Annotated in this window: 19 protein-coding genes and 1 other RNA gene; 15 read left to right on the top strand and 5 right to left on the bottom strand. The window is 40.9% G+C overall.

The features are described 5' to 3' along the window. Positions 1 to 338 precede the first annotated feature (338 nt). The 12 genes from rimO to lpxA all read left to right on the top strand — a co-directional run bounded on the left by rimO (position 339) and on the right by lpxA (position 12744). Positions 339 to 1682, top strand: coding sequence for a 30S ribosomal protein S12 methylthiotransferase RimO (gene rimO / locus ACU0NF_RS09015; RefSeq protein ID WP_445660890.1), 1344 nt, complete (start codon positions 339 to 341; stop codon positions 1680 to 1682). A 58-nt stretch (positions 1683 to 1740) separates the two neighbouring features. Further along, complete coding sequence (gene pyrH, locus ACU0NF_RS09010) at positions 1741 to 2469, top strand: UMP kinase (protein ID WP_131385139.1); 729 nt, start codon at positions 1741 to 1743, stop codon at positions 2467 to 2469. A gap of 77 nt (positions 2470 to 2546) precedes the next feature. Continuing rightward, positions 2547 to 3101, top strand: a complete 555-nt coding sequence (gene frr / locus ACU0NF_RS09005) for a ribosome recycling factor (RefSeq protein WP_067724542.1) — start codon at positions 2547 to 2549, stop codon at positions 3099 to 3101. A 6-nt stretch (positions 3102 to 3107) separates the two neighbouring features. Then, positions 3108 to 3860 carry a polyprenyl diphosphate synthase gene (gene uppS, locus ACU0NF_RS09000; protein WP_445660889.1) on the top strand — a complete coding sequence of 251 codons (753 nt, stop codon included), beginning with the start codon at positions 3108 to 3110 and terminating at the stop codon, positions 3858 to 3860. Positions 3861 to 3863: 3 nt separating this feature from the next. Further along, entirely contained in the window at positions 3864 to 4688 is an 825-nt protein-coding gene (locus tag ACU0NF_RS08995) for a phosphatidate cytidylyltransferase (RefSeq protein WP_445660888.1), read from the top strand. Further along, a complete protein-coding gene (gene ispC / locus ACU0NF_RS08990; protein WP_445660887.1) occupies positions 4689 to 5885 on the top strand; it encodes a 1-deoxy-D-xylulose-5-phosphate reductoisomerase in 1197 nt (398 codons plus the stop codon). It abuts the gene before it with no gap. 3 nt (positions 5886 to 5888) lie between these two features. Then, positions 5889 to 7244 (top strand): RIP metalloprotease RseP, encoded by a 1356-nt coding sequence (rseP, locus tag ACU0NF_RS08985; protein WP_445660886.1) that lies wholly within the window; start codon positions 5889 to 5891, stop codon positions 7242 to 7244. A gap of 41 nt (positions 7245 to 7285) precedes the next feature. After that, complete coding sequence (gene bamA / locus ACU0NF_RS08980) at positions 7286 to 9823, top strand: outer membrane protein assembly factor BamA (RefSeq protein ID WP_445660885.1); 2538 nt, start codon at positions 7286 to 7288, stop codon at positions 9821 to 9823. 75 nt (positions 9824 to 9898) lie between these two features. Beyond that, complete coding sequence (locus ACU0NF_RS08975) at positions 9899 to 10396, top strand: OmpH family outer membrane protein (RefSeq protein ID WP_445660884.1); 498 nt, start codon at positions 9899 to 9901, stop codon at positions 10394 to 10396. A gap of 3 nt (positions 10397 to 10399) precedes the next feature. Next, positions 10400 to 11467, top strand: a complete 1068-nt coding sequence (gene lpxD, locus ACU0NF_RS08970) for a UDP-3-O-(3-hydroxymyristoyl)glucosamine N-acyltransferase (protein WP_445660883.1) — start codon at positions 10400 to 10402, stop codon at positions 11465 to 11467. Between the two features lie 6 nt (positions 11468 to 11473). Further along, positions 11474 to 11959, top strand: coding sequence for a 3-hydroxyacyl-ACP dehydratase FabZ (gene fabZ / locus ACU0NF_RS08965; protein ID WP_171458399.1), 486 nt, complete (start codon positions 11474 to 11476; stop codon positions 11957 to 11959). Further along, the gene (gene lpxA / locus ACU0NF_RS08960; RefSeq protein WP_131385127.1) at positions 11956 to 12744 is read left to right on the top strand and encodes an acyl-ACP--UDP-N-acetylglucosamine O-acyltransferase; all 789 of its coding nucleotides are present in this window, start codon (positions 11956 to 11958) and stop codon (positions 12742 to 12744) included. The genes fabZ and lpxA overlap by 4 nt, the downstream gene beginning before the upstream one ends. A gap of 56 nt (positions 12745 to 12800) precedes the next feature. Here the strand turns inward: lpxA and ACU0NF_RS08955 are convergent, their stop codons facing one another. After that, positions 12801 to 13661 carry a YbgF trimerization domain-containing protein gene (locus ACU0NF_RS08955; protein ID WP_445660882.1) on the bottom strand — a complete coding sequence of 287 codons (861 nt, stop codon included), beginning with the start codon at positions 13659 to 13661 and terminating at the stop codon, positions 12801 to 12803. Positions 13662 to 13956: 295 nt separating this feature from the next. Here ACU0NF_RS08955 and ffs point away from each other — a divergent pair. Further along, positions 13957 to 14053: signal recognition particle sRNA small type (gene ffs, locus ACU0NF_RS08950), an RNA gene on the top strand. A gap of 44 nt (positions 14054 to 14097) precedes the next feature. On the opposite strand, the gene ACU0NF_RS08945 is transcribed toward ffs, so the two are convergent. The 4 genes from ACU0NF_RS08945 to ACU0NF_RS08930 form a co-directional block, all read right to left on the bottom strand. After that, on the bottom strand, positions 14098 to 14700 hold the full coding sequence (locus ACU0NF_RS08945; protein WP_445660881.1) for a regulatory protein RecX: 603 nt from the start codon (positions 14698 to 14700) through the stop codon (positions 14098 to 14100). An 87-nt stretch (positions 14701 to 14787) separates the two neighbouring features. After that, positions 14788 to 15831 carry a recombinase RecA gene (gene recA, locus ACU0NF_RS08940; RefSeq protein ID WP_131214572.1) on the bottom strand — a complete coding sequence of 348 codons (1044 nt, stop codon included), beginning with the start codon at positions 15829 to 15831 and terminating at the stop codon, positions 14788 to 14790. A 144-nt stretch (positions 15832 to 15975) separates the two neighbouring features. Continuing rightward, positions 15976 to 16416: an RNA-binding S4 domain-containing protein gene (locus ACU0NF_RS08935; RefSeq protein ID WP_445660880.1), complete on the bottom strand. Its 441-nt coding sequence runs from the start codon at positions 16414 to 16416 to the stop codon at positions 15976 to 15978. Beyond that, the gene (locus ACU0NF_RS08930; RefSeq protein ID WP_445660879.1) at positions 16409 to 17095 is read right to left on the bottom strand and encodes an HAD-IA family hydrolase; all 687 of its coding nucleotides are present in this window, start codon (positions 17093 to 17095) and stop codon (positions 16409 to 16411) included. The genes ACU0NF_RS08935 and ACU0NF_RS08930 overlap by 8 nt, the downstream gene beginning before the upstream one ends. A gap of 13 nt (positions 17096 to 17108) precedes the next feature. On the opposite strand from ACU0NF_RS08930, the gene ACU0NF_RS08925 reads away from it, so the two are divergent. Both ACU0NF_RS08925 and ACU0NF_RS08920 read left to right on the top strand, forming a co-directional pair. Further along, the gene (locus ACU0NF_RS08925) at positions 17109 to 17963 is read left to right on the top strand and encodes a 3'(2'),5'-bisphosphate nucleotidase CysQ family protein (RefSeq protein WP_445660878.1); all 855 of its coding nucleotides are present in this window, start codon (positions 17109 to 17111) and stop codon (positions 17961 to 17963) included. A gap of 56 nt (positions 17964 to 18019) precedes the next feature. After that, the gene (locus ACU0NF_RS08920; protein WP_445660877.1) at positions 18020 to 18772 is read left to right on the top strand and encodes a histidine phosphatase family protein; all 753 of its coding nucleotides are present in this window, start codon (positions 18020 to 18022) and stop codon (positions 18770 to 18772) included. Positions 18773 to 19227: the final 455 nt, after the last annotated feature.

The following is a 19227-nucleotide window of genomic DNA, read 5'->3' as shown; positions in this document are numbered from 1 at the left end:
AATAGCGCAATGGCATCTGCACTTCTTGTCATTTCTCCCTGTTATGGGACATTCAACGAGTTAAACGTTGTCGAAATAAAGCAAAATGCACGCCAACTTTGAGCATATATATGAATAAAAATTCTGACGCCATAAAAGTGTGCTTTTTATTGTTTGAATACAGAATTTATCTAGCATAGTAAAGGAAATAAAAATATTAGTGAACCAAAATGGTGCATGCAAAATATTTAGTAAAAAATTGGACGTATTTTGGTGCGTTATGCAAAGAGTCGGCTTTCTACCTATTTTTATGATTGGAAAAGACATACAATACGCGCATTATAGTGGAGTGCAGATTCATGAAATCCCCCAAAGTCGGTTTTGTTTCTTTAGGTTGTCCTAAGGCATTGGTAGATTCCGAACGAATTTTAACTCAGTTGAAGACTGAAGGTTATGATGTAGCATCAGATTATGATGGTGCTGATTTGGTTGTTGTTAATACTTGTGGTTTTATTGAATCTGCAGTACAAGAATCGTTAGATGCCATTGGTGAAGCTATGAGCTCAAATGGTCGTGTCATTGTGACCGGCTGTCTGGGTAAAGATGAAGACAAAATTCGTAAAATGCACCCAAATGTCCTGAAAGTGACCGGTGCCGCGGCATATCAAGAAGTGATGGAGGCCGTACACGAGTACGTACCTGAACCACCAAAACATAATCCATTTATTGACCTTGTTCCTGAACAAGGGATTCGTTTGACCCCTAAACATTATGCTTATTTGAAAATATCGGAAGGCTGCAACCATCGTTGTACCTTCTGTATTATTCCAAGCATGCGTGGTGATCTGGTTTCTCGTCCTGTTGGTTCGGTTTTAAGTGAAGCACAAGCATTGAAAAATGCCGGTGTAAAAGAAGTTCTGGTGATTTCTCAAGATACCTCTGCTTATGGTTTAGACACCAAGTACAAACTTGATTTTTGGAACGGTCAGCCGGTTAAAACCAAATTCTTCGACATGTGTGAAGCTCTAGGCCAACTCGGTATTTGGGTGCGTTTGCATTACGTTTATCCATATCCGCATGTAGATGCTGTAATCGACTTGATGGCACAAGGTAAAATCCTGCCATATCTAGATATTCCTTTTCAACATGCCAGTCCGCGCATCTTAAAATTGATGAAGCGACCAGCGCATAGTGAAAACACACTTGAACGCCTCAAGCTTTGGCGTGAAAAATGTCCTGAACTGGTCATCCGTTCAACATTCGTTGTTGGTTTCCCTGGCGAAACTGAAGAAGATTTCCAGATTTTGCTTGAGTGGCTCAAAGAAGCACAGCTTGATCGCGTAGGTTGCTTTACCTATTCACCTGTAGAAGGTGCGACAGCAAATGATTTACCGGATCATGTGCCTGAAGAAATCAAGCAAGACCGTTACGAACGCTTCATGCAAGTGCAGCAAGAAATTTCAGCAGCCAAACTGCAAAAACGTATCGGTCAAACCATGACTGTGCTTGTAGATGATCTGGAAGATGAATTCCCGGTTGCTGTAGCACGTTCTTATGCGGATGCACCTGAAATTGACGGTAATGTCTTTGTTGAAGATATTGATAAAAACCAGATCAAAGCAGGCGATTTGCTTGAAGTCGAAATTACCGATGCAGATGAATATGATTTATATGCGAAGTTAATTCGAGTTAAGTCTGCTTGATCTGTCATAAAAGTATACGAATAAAATTTTAGATATTGGAAGATTCGGAGATTTCCTGATGTTGGATTCAAAAAAGCCTCGTTATGAACGCATTTTGCTTAAACTTTCTGGTGAGGCTCTTGCTGGAAATAAAGACATGGGGATCGATGCGACTGTACTCGATCAAATGTCTTTAGCGATTGCTCACTTGGTGGGTTTAGGCGTACAAGTCGGTATCGTGGTTGGTGGTGGTAACTTGTACCGCGGCAGTCAATTGCAAAAAGATGGTTTGGTTGGCCGTGTAACCGGTGACCAGATGGGTATGCTTGCAACTGTTATGAATGGTTTGGCATTACGCGATGCTTTGGTGCGTCGCAATATTAAAACCCGTTTAATGTCTGCTTTACCGATTGGTGCGGTGGTTGAAGCCTATTCAAGCCGTGATGCAATCCGTCATTTAACGCAAGGCGAAGTATGTGTATTCGTTGCGGGTACAGGTAATCCATTCTTTACCACAGATACAGCAGCTTGCTTGCGTGGTATTGAAATTGAAGCCAACCTGATCTTGAAAGCCACTAAAGTAGACGGCGTATATAATAAAGATCCAAGCAAATATGACGATGCAGTGAAATATGAAACACTTACATTTGACCAAGTGTTAGATGAAAAGTTAGGCATCATGGATTTAACTGCGATCTGCTTGTGCCGTGATCACAATGTGCCATTACAAGTATTCGATATGAATAAGTCGGGTTCATTGTTATCCGTCGTGATGGGTGAAAAAGAAGGGACTCACGTTACCAATTAATGACGTGAGCCTGAAAGCTCTTTATACTACACGCTATTTATTAATTACATCTCTTAGAATTAAGTAAGGAAGATCATATGATTAACGATCTTAAAAAAGACAGCGAAGACCGCATGAACAAGACTTTAGAGTCTTTAGAACATGGTTTCGCTAAAGTTCGTACTGGCCGCGCGCATCCATCAATCTTGAATGGTGTGATGGTTCCTTACTATGGCTCTGATGTGCCTTTAAACCAAGTGGCAAACGTGGGTCTTGAAGACTCTCGTACCCTTGTCGTACAGCCATTTGAACGTACAATGGTTTCAGCAATTGATAAAGCGATTCGTGAAGCAGGTTTGGGTTTAAACCCGATTACTGCAGATGCTATTCGCGTGCCGATGCCTGCACTGACTGAAGAAACACGTCGTGACATGCAGAAAGTTGCACGTACTGAAGCTGAAAATGCCAAAGTTGCGATCCGTAACATTCGTCGTGATGTATTGGGCGACATCAAGGCATTGTTGAAAGAAAAAGAAATTTCTGAAGATGACGACCGTCGTGCATCTGATGATATCCAGAAAATCACCGACAAATTTGTTGCTGAAGTGGACAAACGCCTTGCTGCGAAAGAAGCTGAATTGATGAAGGTCTAAGATTTAATGACCGTTTCAGAAGACAGTTTACCTCTTCCAAAACATGTTGCCATCATTATGGATGGCAACAATCGTTTTGCAAAAAAAATGCAAATGCAAAAGGGTGCCGGACACCGTGAAGGGAAAAATGTCCTGAATCCGATTGTTGAGCACTGTAGAAAAAAACAAATTCAAGCGTTAACCGTTTTTGCATTTTCTAGCGAAAACTGGAACCGTCCCCAATTTGAGGTGGATTTACTCATGGCATTGTTGGAAGAAACAATCCAGGAGCAACTGCCTCGAATGGAAAAATTCAATATTGCCTTACGTTTTATTGGTGATCGTTCTCGTTTGTCTGCGCATTTACGTGAGTTAATGTTGCATGCTGAACAAAGGACTGCTAAGTTCGACAGCATGACTTTGACCATCGCGGTCAGTTACGGTGGCATGTGGGATATGGCGCAGGCTGCAAAACAAATTGCAGCGGATGTTCTGGCAAAAAAAGTTACAGTTGAAGATGTAAATGTTGAGTTGTTTGGGCAACATGTCAGTATGGCGGATTTACCCGCGGTAGATTTACTGATTCGCACGGGTGGTGATTATCGTTTGTCGAATTTTTTACTTTGGCAAGCCGCTTATGCTGAGTTGTATTTTACCCAAACCTTATGGCCTGAATTTACCGTGGAAGAATTCGATGATGCGTTAGCCGTCTTTGCTGGACGTGAACGTCGTTTTGGTAAAACTTCAGAGCAAATCCAACAAGAGAAAATCGAGAATTAATAAATGTTAGAGCGGATTATAACCGCATTGGTATTGGTGGCAGTCGTACTCAGTTGTATGTTTGCTACACAGTCTCAGTATCCAATGTTTGTGCTGATGATTGTTGCCGCAGGGGTCGCAGGGTATGAGTGGTTTAAACTTATGCCAAGAAAAAATAAAAATCTGGTGAAACCATTTGCTTGGGGTTATGGATTAGCGACAGCAGCATTGGCAACTTTGGCATTATATTTTAATGATATCGCTCTATTGCTTTGGGCAGCGTCCATTTTTACTTGGATTTTAAGTATCTTTTGGGTTAAATCATATCCAGGTTATGATGGATGGTATAATCAAAGCCTAAATGTGATCGGATTTATTTTAATTTCTGCTGCGGTTACCGCAATTTTCTCGGTTTGGAATAGTTCACCATGGTGGCTCATGTACCTGTTTTTACTGGTATGGGGTGCAGACAGTGGGGCTTATTTTGTCGGGCGTAAATTGGGCAAGAGAAAACTTGCACCCGATGTCAGTCCCAATAAATCGGTTGAAGGTTTATATGGCGGTATCGTTACTGCAATGATTATTGTGGTCGCGGTTGAAGTGGTTTATTTAGATTTAACTTTAGCTCAGCATATTCTGTTCTTAATTTTATCTATAGTCACAGTATTCAGTTCTGTATTGGGTGATTTGTTCGAGTCCATGATCAAACGTCGTGCAGGAATTAAAGATTCAGGTCGTATCCTGCCAGGACATGGCGGGGTGCTTGACCGTATTGATTCATTGCTTGCTGCCGCTCCGATTTTTGCTGCAGGCATGTATGTTTTAAAACTTATTGGTGTAGATTTATAGATGTCACAATCTGTTTGTATATTAGGTGTAACGGGTTCGATTGGTCAAAGTACCTTAAAAATTCTGCAACAACATCCTGAAAAATATTCTGTATTCGCAGTCACGGCACATAGTCGAATTGTGGAACTTGTTGAAATATGCAAACAGTATCGACCAAAAATCGCGGTAGTGCCGTCAAATAAAGTTGATGAACTAAAACAACATTTTCAAAATCAAAATATTAACGATATTGAAATTCTGAGCGACGAAGCCGGTTTGATCGCGGTTGCTGAACATGCTGATGTCGATGTGGTCATGGCGGCCATTGTCGGTGCGGCAGGTTTATTGCCAACATTGGCGGCGGTTAAAGCCGGTAAACGTGTCCTGCTTGCCAACAAAGAAGCACTGGTGATGTCTGGTGACCTGATGATGCAGGCTGCGCGTGATTATCATGCAGAACTGCTTCCAGTGGATTCTGAACATAATGCAATCTTTCAATGCTTGCCTCAGAATTATTTCCAAACTGAACGAAATGGCCAGCCCAAACAGGGGGTGTCGCGTATTTTGCTTACTGCCTCTGGCGGTCCATTTTTAAACCATAGCTTTGAACAATTACAAAATGTGACGCCTGCACAAGCATGCAAGCATCCGAATTGGTCTATGGGACAAAAAATCTCTGTAGATTCTGCGACCTTAATGAATAAAGGCTTGGAGCTGATTGAAGCGTGTCATCTCTTTGCAATTTCAGAACAGTTTGTAACAGTGGTGGTACATCCACAGAGTATTATTCATTCTATGGTTCAATACGTGGATGGTTCGACTTTGGCACAAATGGGTAATCCAGATATGTGTACCCCAATTGCACATGCGCTGGCATGGCCGGAGCGGATTCAAACGCATGTTCCTGCACTTGATCTGTTTATGAATCAGCAGTTAGATTTTCAAGAACCAGATACAACACGTTTCCCCGCATTAAAACTGGCTCGACAGGCGATGCAAAGTGGTGGTTTGGCACCTGCAATTTTAAATGCCGCAAATGAGATTGCTGTTGCAGCATTCTTAAAAAATAGCATTGGCTTTACTGAAATTCCTCAAGTGGTCGAACAAACTTTGAACCAGGTTGAAAGTGGAACTGCAGAATCGATCGATCTTATCTTGCAAGCTGACCGAGCGGCTCGTTCTGTGGCACAGCAAATTGTCATCAGTAAAGGAAACTAAATTATGAGTGCCTTGTTTATTGTTGTGGCAGCCATTCTTTTACTTGGACCGCTCATCGCGATTCATGAGTTTGGACATTATATTGTTGCGCGTAAACTTGGTGTGAAAGTTTTAGTTTATTCGATTGGTTTTGGACCGACATTACTCAAATGGACGTCTAAGAAGTCTGGCGTTCAATATCAACTTTCTGCATTGCCCTTAGGTGGTTATGTGAAAATGCTGGATGAACGCGAAGGTAGCGTTGCCGAAGAAGATTTACCTAAAGCATTCAATCGCCAGCATCCTTGGAAGCGAATTGCGATTGTTGCTGCAGGTCCATTGATTAATTTAGCTTTTGCTGTGGTGTTATTCTGGATTTTATTTATCCCATCACAAGAACAACTGAATACTCGTGTTGGTAAAGTGTTACCAAATACACCTGCTGCAACTGTTCAAATGCAAGTAGGCGACAAAATTACCAATGTGGATGGTACTGCAACGCCAACCTGGGAAAAGTTGAATTTTGCTTTGGTCGACCGTGTTGGTGAAACAGGTTCAATCGAAATTCAGGCAGATCGTGCAGGACAGGTTAAAACCTTTCAGTTACCCATTCAAGATTTCTTAAAAAATCAAAATCAGTCTGCATTAGATAGTTTAGGCTTTATGCCGTATCGCCCACACATTCCTGCCGTTGCCGCTAAACTCAGTGAAGATGGTGCAGCAATTCGCCAAGGGATGGAAGAAGGTGATAAAATTATTGCGATTGATGGCATAAAAATGAATGACTGGTTTGATGTTGTTCAAGTTGTGCAGGCTTCACCAGAAAAATTGTTAAAAATAGATATCTTGCGTCAAAATCAGTTGCTACATTTGGAAGTGATGCCACAAGCTAAACGTGACAGCATGGGTAATGTTTCAGGTGTGCTCGGTGTACAGAATATCCCCGGGAAAATAAATATTCCTGCAGATTATAAACAAGTGATTCAATATAGTCCGACTGAAGCATTTGTAATGGCGGTTGATAAAACGGGTCAAATTTCAGGTATGATTTTGAACTCGATCGTCAAAATGTTTCGTGGTTTAATTGGCCTGGATAATTTATCCGGCCCAATCACCATTGCCAAAGTGGCAGGACAAAGTGCGGAAATGGGTTGGCAGACCTTTATCTCTTTCATGGCTTTAATGAGTGTAAGTTTAGGTATTTTAAATTTATTACCGATTCCTATGCTGGATGGTGGACATTTAGTTTACTATTTTATTGAGCTGATTCGTGGTAAACCTGTTTCTGAACAAATACAATTGGTTGGTTTAAAAATTGGTATGGTACTGCTCGGTAGCATGATGCTCCTTGCATTATTCAATGACTTCATGCGTTTATAACAACGTAGATACGAAATAAATTAACATCGGAAAAGACTGGCATGCAGCACACACATTTATTTATGCCTTTGGCGCTTATTAGTGCAATGGCAGCAGTACAACAAGTATATGCAGCAGATGAATTCATTGTCCGCGATATTAAAATTGACGGGCTTGTTCGTTTAACGCCAACAAATGTCTATGGGATGTTGCCTGTCAATGCTGGCGATCGTATCGATGATACGACTATTGCAAATTCGATTCGTGCTTTGTATGCCACTGGCCTGTTTGATGATATCAAAGCATCAAGAGAAGCGGACACGCTTATTTTTACCGTGGTTGAACGTCCACTGATTTCTAAGGTGGAGTTTAAAGGGAATAAACTGATCCCTAAAGAAGCCCTTGAAGATGGTCTGAAAAAAATGGGCATTGCAGAAGGCGAGGTTTTGAAAAAATCTGCACTGCAAACCATTGAAACCGAACTTGAACAACAATATATGCAGCAAGGCCGTTATGACGCTGATGTCAGTGTTAAAACAGTGGCTAGGCCCAACAACCGTGTCGATCTGACCATTGAGTTTGTGGAAGGTAAAGCAGCTAAAGTTGTTGATATCAATATTATTGGCAATACTGTTTTTAAAGAAAGTGAAATCAAGCAAGCTTTTGCGGTTAAAGAAAGTAGCTGGAGTTCGATTGTTACCCGTAACGATCGTTATGCACGAGAAAAAATGGCGGCCAGTCTGGAAGCTTTACGTGCATTGTATTTAAACAAAGGTTATATCAACTTTAATATTACGAACTCAAGTTTGAACTTGAGTGAGGATAAAAAGAATATCTTTGTTGAAGTCTCTGTCGAAGAAGGTGAACAGTTTAAATTTGGTGAAACCAAGTTTCTGGGTGATGCGCTTTATAAAACAGAAGAATTGAAAGCACTGCAAATTTATAAAGATGGCGAGACTTATTCTCAAGAAAAAGTAAATGCAGTGAAACAACTTTTACTTCGTAAATATGGTAATGCAGGTTATTACTATGCCGAAGTAAACATGGTCCCTGAAATTAATGAAGAAACCAAACTGGTTAACTTGAATTATTATATTAATCCAGGTCAACAAGTAACGGTGCGTCGTATTAACTTCACTGGTAATACCAAAACTGCGGATGAAGTATTGCGTCGTGAAATGCGTCAAATGGAAGGGGCATTAGCCAGCAATGAAAAAATTGACTTGTCTAAAGTCCGTTTAGAGCGTACTGGTTTCTTTAAAACTGTAGATATTAAACCCGCTCGTATTCCGAATGTGCCGGATCAGGTAGACTTGAATGTCAATGTTGAAGAACAGCATTCGGGTACAAGTACGCTGGCTGTCGGTTTCTCGCAAAGTGGTGGTGTAACTTTCCAGGCAGGATTAAGTCAAACCAACTTCTTGGGTACAGGTAACAGTGTTTCGATTGATTTATCCCGTTCAGAAACGCAAGATTATTATAATTTAAGTGTGACTGACCCATACTTCACCATTGATGGTGTGCGTCGCGGTTATAACATGTACTACCGTAAAACCAAGCTAGATGATGACTATAACGTTAACAACTATGTGACGGACAGTTTTGGTGGTGGTATTACATTTGGTTATCCAATTGATGAAAACCAAAGTGTAAGTGCTGGGTTGAATATCGACCAAACTGAAGTGACTACTGGTCCTTATGTATCGACCTATGTTCGAGATTACTTGTTAGCCAATGGCGGTAAGGCTACAGGCCGAGCTGAAGGGGTGTGTACCGGTACCCAGACAATTGTTTACAATGATCCTGCAGATCCAACAAAAGGTGTAAAAGAAGTTGTTTGTGATGTTCCATTAGTAGATTTTGATAATGAGTTTAAAGGTGAATTTTTAACTTATAACCTGAATTTAGGATGGTCATATAACACCTTAAACCGTCCAGTATTCCCAACTAATGGTATGTCACATCGTGTGAATGGTGAAATTGCACTTCCTGGTAGTGATGTTGAATACCAAAAATTGACCTATGATGCACAAGCATTCTTACCATTGCCGTATGACTTTGTACTACGTGGTTATGGTAAGTTAGGATACGGTAATGACCTGCCATTCTATAAAAACTTCTATGCTGGTGGTTTCGGTTCGGTACGGGGTTATGATAATAGTACATTAGGCCCGAAATATCCGGGTGTAACGTATAATGAGTCGAAAACGAAAGACCTTGATCCAGAAGAAGTCGGTGGTAATGCATTAGTACAATTTGGTGCAGAATTGGCCTTGCCGTTACCATTTAAAGGGGATTGGACGCGTCAAGTACGACCAGTAGTTTTTGCTGAAGGTGCACAAGTATTTGATACCCAATGTAAGGTTCCTGGCGGAAACTTATATTTAAATGGAACTGCAACTGATCCAGGTATCAGTGCTAAACAATATTGTGAAGACAATTTTGGTTTTGACGCTGAAAACTTCCGTTATAGCGTTGGCGTTGGCTTTACCTGGATTACCATGATTGGTCCACTTTCACTCAGCTATGCATACCCATTAAATGATAAACAGGGTGATGAAACTAAAAATATCCAATTTGAAATTGGCCGTACTTTCTAAGGTTGCCTAAGAATAATTCAGGTTGTGTTAATACATTATGTGTGTATTGACACAACCAAACTTAAAGAGAAAATGATGCAAAAGATGATGATGGCGATGGGTATCGCTTTGGCAAGCATGACGTCTTTGACACAGGCTGCCGGTTATGGGGTAATTGATTTAGAACGTCTTGTAGAAAATAGTAGCTATTTAAAACAGCAAAACACAGCTGTACAGCAAAAAATTCAGCCGCAAACCACTAAAATTGAGCAGTTGTCTAAAGAGCTTGAAGCATTACAGCAACGTGCACAGTCCAACACCAAATTTACCGATGCGGAAAAGCAAAAGCTTTCGGCACAATATCAAGCAAAGTTTCAAGAATTGAATCAATTGCAACAATCTGTTCAGAGCAGCGTCCAAAGCTCGATTCAACAAGTTCGCAGTGTTTTTGATGCGCGTGTAAAGCAAGCTGCTGAACAATTGCGTAAAGAAAATAACTTGGATGTTGTTTTAAATAAAAATTCAGCACTTGCCTATGACCCTAAATATGATTTAACTGATAAAATGATTCAAAAGGTCAATATTATTAAGTAATCAATGAATCCTAGACAATTTCGCTTAGAAGATCTTGCTCGCCTTGTACAAGGCCAGTATGTCGGTCAATCTGATTTAACCTTAGAAGGATTGGCAAGCTTAGATGTCGCTCAAGCCAAACATATTGCATTTGTAAATGCGGAAAAATATTTAGATCATGCACGTGCCTCAAAAGCAGGTGCGTTAATTGTTACTCCAGCTTTAAAATCACAGTTAGATACGCATAATAATTTTATTGTGGTTGATAATCCTTATCTTGCTTTCGCAATTTTGACGCATGTGTTCGAGAAAAAGCATACCCAGCAGGGTATCGAAAGCACAGCTCAAATTCATCCTTCTGCCATTATTTCCGACAGTGCTTATGTTGGGCATTACGTGGTCATTGGTGAAAACTGCGTAGTGGGTGATGAAACCGTCATTCAGTCTCAAGTTAAAATCGATGATGACGTAGAAATTGGCAAACAATGCTTTATTGATTCGCACGTCACTTTAACCGGTGAAACTAAAGTAGGCGATCGAGTCCGTATTCATGCCAATACTGTGATTGGTGGGGAGGGTTTTGGCTTCGCACCTTATCAAGGCAAATGGAACCGTATTGCACAATTAGGCTCAGTTAAAATTGGGAATGATGTACGAATCGGATCAAATTGCAGTATTGATCGTGGTGCATTAGACGACACAATTTTAGAAGATGGTGTGATTATTGATAACCTTGTGCAAATTGCGCATAACGTCAAGATTGGTGCCAATACAGCACTTGCAGCAAAATGCGGGATTGCAGGTAGTACCACCATTGGCAAAAACTGTATATTTGCAGGTGCAGTAGGGGTAGTGGGACACATTAATATTACGGATAATGTCACAATAACCGGCATGTCAATGGTCACAAAAAATATTTCTGAGGCAGGGAGCTATTCTTCTGGTACGCCAATCCTGGAAAGTTTGCACTGGAAACGCGCTGCTGTACGCTTTAAACAATTAGCAGATGTGCCATTGACCCAATTGGTGAAACGGCTTGATCATATACAGGCTCAAATAGAGTCCCTTGAATCAACTTTTAAGCGTAAATAGAATATGATGACTGAGTCGAATACTCCTGCATTTACGAAGCCTGAATTGCCAATGCACATTCAACAAATTCGTGAATATTTACCTCACCGCTATCCATTTTTATTGGTCGATCGAGTCGTTGATGTGACCGAAAATGGTATCGTTGCTTATAAAAATGTTTCGATCAATGAAGAGTTTTTACAGGGACATTTCCCAGGTTATCCAATTATGCCTGGGGTACTGATTGTTGAGGCATTAGCTCAAGTCTCTGGTATACTTGGTTTTATCATGAATAATGAGAAGCCAAGTGAAGGTTCTTTGTTTCTTTTTGCGGGTGCAGAAAAAGTCCGCTTTAAAAAACAAGTTGTTCCTGGTGACCAGCTCGTTTTAAAATCTGAGCTGGTTATGCACAAACGTGGAATTTACAAATATAATTGTATAGCCACTGTTGATGGCGTTGTAGCAACTACCGCGGAAATTATGGTTTCGCATCAGAAAATAGAGCAGGCATGAGTAATAACGATTTAATTCACCCAACCGCCATTATTGACTCATCTGCAGTTATTGCTTCAGATGTACAAATTGGTCCTTATTGTATTATTGGGCCACAGGTCAGCATTGGTGAAGGCACCAAACTACATTCACATGTAGTTGTTGGTGGCTATACTCGCATTGGGAAAAACAACGAAATATTCCAGTTTGCGAGTGTGGGTGAAGTATGTCAGGATTTAAAATATGCTGGCGAAGAAACCTGGCTTGAAATTGGCGATCATAACTCGATTCGTGAACATTGCAGTTTGCATCGTGGTACGACCCAAGATCAGGGCATCACTAAAATTGGCAGCCATAATTTATTGATGGTGAATACCCATATTGCACATGATTGTGTAGTGGGCGATCATAATATTTTTGCCAATAATGCTGGTGTTGCTGGACATGTTCATGTCGGTGACTATGTGGTGGTGGGTGGAAACTCAGGGATTCATCAATTCTGCAAAATTGATTCTTTCAGCATGATTGGTGGTGCTTCTTTAATTCTAAAAGATGTGCCTGCTTATGTGATGGTTTCAGGTAATCCGGCACATGCTTTCGCAATGAATGTCGAAGGCATGCGTCGTAAAGGCTGGTCTAAGGATGTTATCCAGGGATTACGCCAGGCATTTAAATTGATTTACAAAGCTGGTTTAACCACTGAACAGGCGATTCAACAGATTCGTGCGGAAATTCTTCCGGAAGTTCCAGAAGTTCAGTTGCTGATTGATTCTCTAGAACAATCCAAACGTGGTATTGTTCGTTAATTGAATATGCTGCTGCATAAAAAAGACACCTTCTATGGTGTCTTTTTTTTGTGTTTTTATTTCTTGAAATAGCCCGCTTCTTCAGACTTTGGATAGTCTTTGATGAGTTTGCTTTTAAGCTGATTGGCGAGCGTTGTATTGTGGTCTACATCTTTGGCGATACTGTGAAGCTGGTAGAGCGCTCGAGCTGCTTTAGCTGAATTTGGATATTGACTGATCACAATATTATAATTCTTTTTCGCTTCAGTGTAGTTGGTGGGTTCAATGGCTAAATTGAATTCTGCCAACCAGAAATAAGCATTACTGATATAAACACTGTTGGGATTGTTTTTGATAAAGTTTTTCATCGGTGCAATGGCTTTCTTTGCACCACCTTGTTTGTAGGCATCTAAAGCAACGGTATAAGCGGCTTTATCCAGATCCGCTGAAGATGCGGATTGACTATTTGTTGCAGTCGCTTGAGTCGTGACAGCTGCTGGCTGAGTATTGACTGCCTTGGCCGCTACTACTGGAGTTGGGGTATTTACGGTGCTGGGAGAAGTATCCTGTTGGTTATCCTCCTCTGGCGCTGCGCTTTCCGGATCCACTTTTTGCTGTAACAGTTCTAGGCGCTGATCTAGGTCAGTATAACGATTGGTGAGTTCATGCTTAAGTTTTTCGATTTCATTGTCTTGTTCTTCAATTTTGCCACGCAGCGCACGGACATCATTTTCTAACTGCTGATTTTTCTGCATGATTTGCCAATTCAGATTGGTCGGTACATTGGCAGTGGCGGCACCTGAATCGATTGCGACATTGTTTGCACTGGGTTCGATGCTGGTTTGAGTTAAACCACGAGATTCAATTGGAATGTTGGCATAAAGTGAAGCTGAGCTAAGTAAGGCGAGTACACATAAAGTATGCTGTTTGAGCATCATAAAAACATCCATTTCGTATTCTTAGGCATATTCAAAATTTGCGACATTTAGAATGTACCTGTTTAAAAGATCTGATCACATTAAAAACGTCCATGCCATGAAATGCAATATGCATTTACAAACTTGTGGTAGGTTTAAAGTAATTGATAGTCTTGATAAAAAATACACAAAAATGCTGTTTTTAATCAATATTGTTTTTTTAATAATCAAATAAAAGCGATGTAGTTCGAAAATTGATTCGAAGGCTTGCAAGTTAAATAAAAATCTCTATACTCTGATCTTGCAATGGTAGCCCCGCTGGTGGCTTCGCAATTGTACTCTGTGAACCCCGCCAGGACCGGAAGGTAGCAACGGTAACAGAACTATGATGTGCCGAAGTTTTGCTAGTGGGGTTGCCACCAGTTTCTAAAATAATAATTCTTATCTTGTCCTTTTCTTAAAACTCATCTTCTTTTCTTGTAATTGCCTTAATAATCGCATCCATTTCAAAACCCCGATACATCAAGAAGCGAATTTGCTTGGCTTTTAGTTTTGGCTCTTTTTCTACTTGGGTGCCATATTTTTTTACTTTCAGTTGATACGCTTGTTCATTCCAATCGGTTTCTTTTAATTCTTCCTGAATTAAGCTCGCATCAATTTTTTTTGATTTTAACGCCAGCTTAATCCGGTTCGGGCCTTTGCCTTTACGTTTTTGACTAGACAGTAGGATTTCTGCGACACGTTGGTCACTTTGATAGTTTTCTTTTGCCAGCTCATCAACCAGCCTTAAAACCTCATCACGATCCATGGCGTAGAGCGCAAGTTTCTCAATCAGGTCGGCTTTTGAGTATTCCCGGCGTGTCAGTACTGCAAATGCATAAGAGCGTAAACGGGAGCCTGTAAGACCTTTTGGCTTGGGCTGTGGATCATCTTCAAAGTGTAAGGCATTTGATTCTATGGGAGCGGAGAATGATTCTGGTGGCGATTCTGGCGATGAATCATCAAATTGTTGTTTGATTGCTGCATAGTCAAGCATTTTGGGAAATTTGGGATTACTCATATTGTGTATCAATCACATCAAATAAAAAACGCCCCGTAGGGCGTTTTACAGTTTAACTCGAAAAATGCGACTTTAACATCATGCTATTTAAGCATCGAGTAAGTCTGGTTCTTCTTCGTCTTTTTCTTCAATTGGCTTGGTGATCGGTGTTAACAGCTTTTCGCGAATCAGGCGGTCAAGTTCCTGTGCAATTTGAGGGTTTTCCTCTAAATGGCGGATAACATTGTTTTTACCCTGACCAATTTTATTGCCTTGATATGAATACCACGCACCCGCTTTTTGTACCAGTTCCTGTGCAACTGCAAGATCAACCAATTCACCCAGCTGATTCACGCCTTTGCCATACAAAATCTGGAATAACGCTTCCTTGAACGGCGGTGCCATTTTGTTCTTCACAACTTTAACACGTGTTTCAGAACCAACAATTTCATCGCCTTCTTTCACTTGACCAATACGACGGATATCCAGACGTACAGAAGCGTAGAATTTAAGTGCATTACCACCAGTTGTGGTTTCAGGGCTACCGAACATTACACCAATCTTCATACGAATTTGGTTAATGAAGATGACCATGCAGTTAGAGCGTTTTGCATTACCGGTAATTTTACGCAATGCCTGACTCATCAAGCGTGCCTGTAAGCCCATGTGTGAATCACCCATTTCGCCTTCAATTTCTGCGCGAGGGGTCAATGCAGCCACGGAATCGACAACAATCATGTCAACTGCGCCAGAGCGAACCAGCATGTCGGCAATTTCAAGTGCCTGTTCACCATTGTCTGGCTGAGAAACCAACAGGTTGTCGAGGTCTACACCCAGCTTGCGTGCATATTGAGGGTCAAGCGCATGTTCGGCATCGATGAAGGCACAAGTACCGCCGGCTTTTTGACATTGTGCAATCGCTTGCAAGGTCATCGTGGTTTTACCCGAAGATTCAGGCCCGTAGATTTCCACGATCCGACCTTTTGGCAAGCCACCAATACCGAGCGCGATGTCCAGGGTTAAAGAACCTGTAGACACCGCTTCAACAGCCAGTACGGTGTTATCACCAAGACGCATTACTGTATTTTTACCAAACTGTTTTTCAATTTGGCTTAGGGCAGCATTCAGCGCCTTACTTTTATTATCATCCATCTCACAACCTCAAAACGATGTCACAAAAATATTAACTTAAGTGGATGAGTTACTTTAAAACGTGTTCCACTCGAGTATAGTGACAGATTCATTCTTTATGTTCTATATCAATTCGGTCGAGTACGACAGAATATGACGCTTAAATTAATCATCGCTGTATGACCAGTCCTGGTCAAACTGTTGATCATTATCTTGTTTAAATTTACTGATTTGTCGGCGATCTTTTTTACTTGGCCGATGTTCAGGTCGGGCTAGATTATGCAACTTTCTTTGTGTTGTAAGCAACTCTCGTCGTGCAACACTGACTTCTGTTTCTTCATACAGTTGTTGTGCAATGGGTGCTGCACCACGGTTTGCTGACAACGCTTTTATCACAATGGTTTTGCGATCAAAACCTTGCTGGATGGTCAGTTCTATTCCAACACGAACTTCTTTGGAAACTTTGACGCGTTCACCGTTATGGTGGACTTTTCCGCCTTCAATGGCAGCTTTAGATATGGAACGTGTTTTAAAAAAACGTGCCGCCCACAGCCATTTATCAACACGCATGCTTTCAACAGTATTTTGTTGAGAAGGATTAGGCATATTTTTTCAGATCCTCAGCTTGTTCTAACATGACCATTAAATCGGTCAAGTCTTGTAAAATAGGATAAGGACTTTCAGTCCGTATCTTTCCTTTAGATGAGGGCTGGGCAATGGTAATTAAATTGCAAATGCCAAATTTTTTTGCACTGTTGAGTACTTTTTCTGTGTCATCTATAAAATAGGCTTGATCGGTTTGGAATGGGTGCAGAGATTGTAGCTTCTCCCAGAATTCGATCGACTCTTTGGCATAACCGATAGTTTCACTGCTGATAATCACATCAAAATAATCAGCCAGTTGAGTTTGTTGCAGTTTAAACTTTAAGCCTTCGCAGTCTGCATTGGTGGCAATCCAGCATGGGTAGCCATTGCTTTTTAAATAATTAAGTAGCTCTAAGCAGCCTGCACGCAGCGCAACTTTATGTTTAAATTCATGTTGCAGTGCCAATGTATCGACACCAACTTTTGCGCTCCAGAACCGGGTTGAGTACCAATTTAGGGTATGATTATGTTGCTGATAGAACTGAAATAGCGATTCAGTGCTTTGTTCGAGCGTGCAGTCATGCGTGGCCGCATAGCGAATCGGAAGTTGATGATTCCAGATGAAATCATCATAAGCAAGGTCAAGGAGCGTGCCATCCATGTCAAAGATGATGGTCGGTTTTTCTGAGTAATTCGGCATATACAGGTAATCTATGTTTAAAATAACAACAGCACCACAAGATGCTTTGATTTTACAGCTTGTACCCATTGTGACACAGGCATGTGAAATTTTGCGAGTGGAATATCAGGCCTATTGTGCAGGTGGAGCTTTTGATGTCGAGCAGAAAACTGACAATTCTCCTGTGACCCAAGCCGATTATCGAGTCAATGATTTTATCAGCACATCATTACAAAAAAGTTTTCCACAGATCGCCTTATTGTCAGAAGAAGGTGATCATACCGAACGGAAGCAATGGCAAAAATTCTGGTTGCTGGACCCTTTAGATGGAACCAAAGAGTTTCTGCATAAACGGCCTGAATTTACCATTAACCTAAGTCTGGTTGAAGGCGCACATACCACTTTTGCAATATTGGCCATTCCGGCCGAGCAGACGCTCTATATTTGTCCGAAGCAGGGCGTCCCTTTGAAATTTGAGACCCGCACCGGGCAATGGCTAGAATATGTAGCAGATGAACCTTGTGCAGCAATTCAAGTGGGTTTAAGTCAAAGCAGTCAAGGCAGGTCTAAATATGCTGAATACCTGGACATCTTAAAACAGCAGGTTGAAGTTGTAGAGTTTAAAGCGGGCAGTGCCTACAAGTTTTGCATGATGCTTGAAGGCAAAGTCGATATTTATCCACGTTTCCATCCGACCAGTGAATGGGATACCAGCGCAGGTCAATGTCTGATTGAACGTATTGGCGGTGGCTTGGTAGATTTGCAAGGGCGACCTTTTTTATACAATCAGCGAGATAATTTGTTGAACGGCGGCTTTATTGCGTTTAAGAATATCGAAATGAAAAAATTAGCATTCCAGGCTCTAGGACTTATGGCGAACATGCATTGAGCTGATGTTCTAACATGCTATAGTGTGCCGAACCATGTTTAATTTTTGGCTGGATCATGGCGTTAGACCTACTCCCTGCAAGCATGCTCAAGGCAATTGATTTATTGCCCGATGCAAAAACACCTGTGACTTTATTTACTCGCCACTCTATTCGAGAAGTTGTGGCTGGGCAGGGTTTGGCTGGCTACGATTTACAGTTAACCTCACAAGGCCGTGACTTGGCACAGGCGTGGGGCACCTATTTAATTGAAAATACAGACCGGAGTATTCAGCACTGTATTTCAAGCCCAATTCAACGCTGTGTCGATACGGCAGCTTTAATGATTCAGGGTGCAGATTCCAGTACGCTTGCCCAAAATACCCATTGTATTGAAATCGTCGAGCAAGGCTTGCTGGTTGAGCCGGGAAGTTTTGTGCTGGATATCAAGCAGGCAGGTCCATATTTTAGAAAACAGGGTGCTTTAGGCTTTATCAATAGTTTTGTCAATAATGCCTTGCCGGGAATGAAACATCCAATTACGGGCGTGGTAGATGTGTTAGAGCTGATTTATAACACCCATCCGCAAGATCATTTTGGTTTAAGTCTGGCCGTAAGCCACGATACGATTTTAGCGGCAATCATTGCGGTGATTTCTGGGCGTCATAGCATCACTCGAGAAGATTGGCCAAAAATGATGGAAGGGCTGTTTGTCTGGTTTGAGGGGGATAAGTTTCTAGAGTCGAAACTCAAATGGATTTGGCGCGGACAAGTCAATGAACTTTCGATTCGAGAATTTCAAAAATTAGAAAAACAAAACAGTCGATTCTAACAATCAAAATTTAACTCACCTCAAAAGTCTATTTATATAGTTTTATATTTTAATAGTTCTACATTTAAAAATGACCCATCTATTTTTTCATAATTTTAAATATCTGAGCGGTATGAACAGGGGCTAAATTGTATTGGATATATTGAGTGACCTTTCTAAACTTAAAGTTATAAGCAGCTATATTTCATATAAATAAATATTTTCCCTGTTTCTTTTTATAAAAAATGAATATATACCCAATGAAAAAGATTATTCAGTATTTTTTATTGTGATCCTTAAAATAATAAATTGTTAATCCAGATATTCAGATTTGTTATTGATGCTTTATTGCTTAGCTAAAACTATTTTAATACTTAGATTCTCATATGAAGTGCAACAGAGATTAAAATACTGGAAGGGAGCAAGATGAGCTAGCATTCTGCATCCGACCGACCAAAGTCAAAGTTGCATCATGA

It is taken from the genome of Acinetobacter sp. F16 (assembly GCF_052712855.1).
The sequence above is the reverse complement of the archived record's forward strand: the minus strand, read 5'-3'. Positions and strand labels throughout refer to the sequence as shown.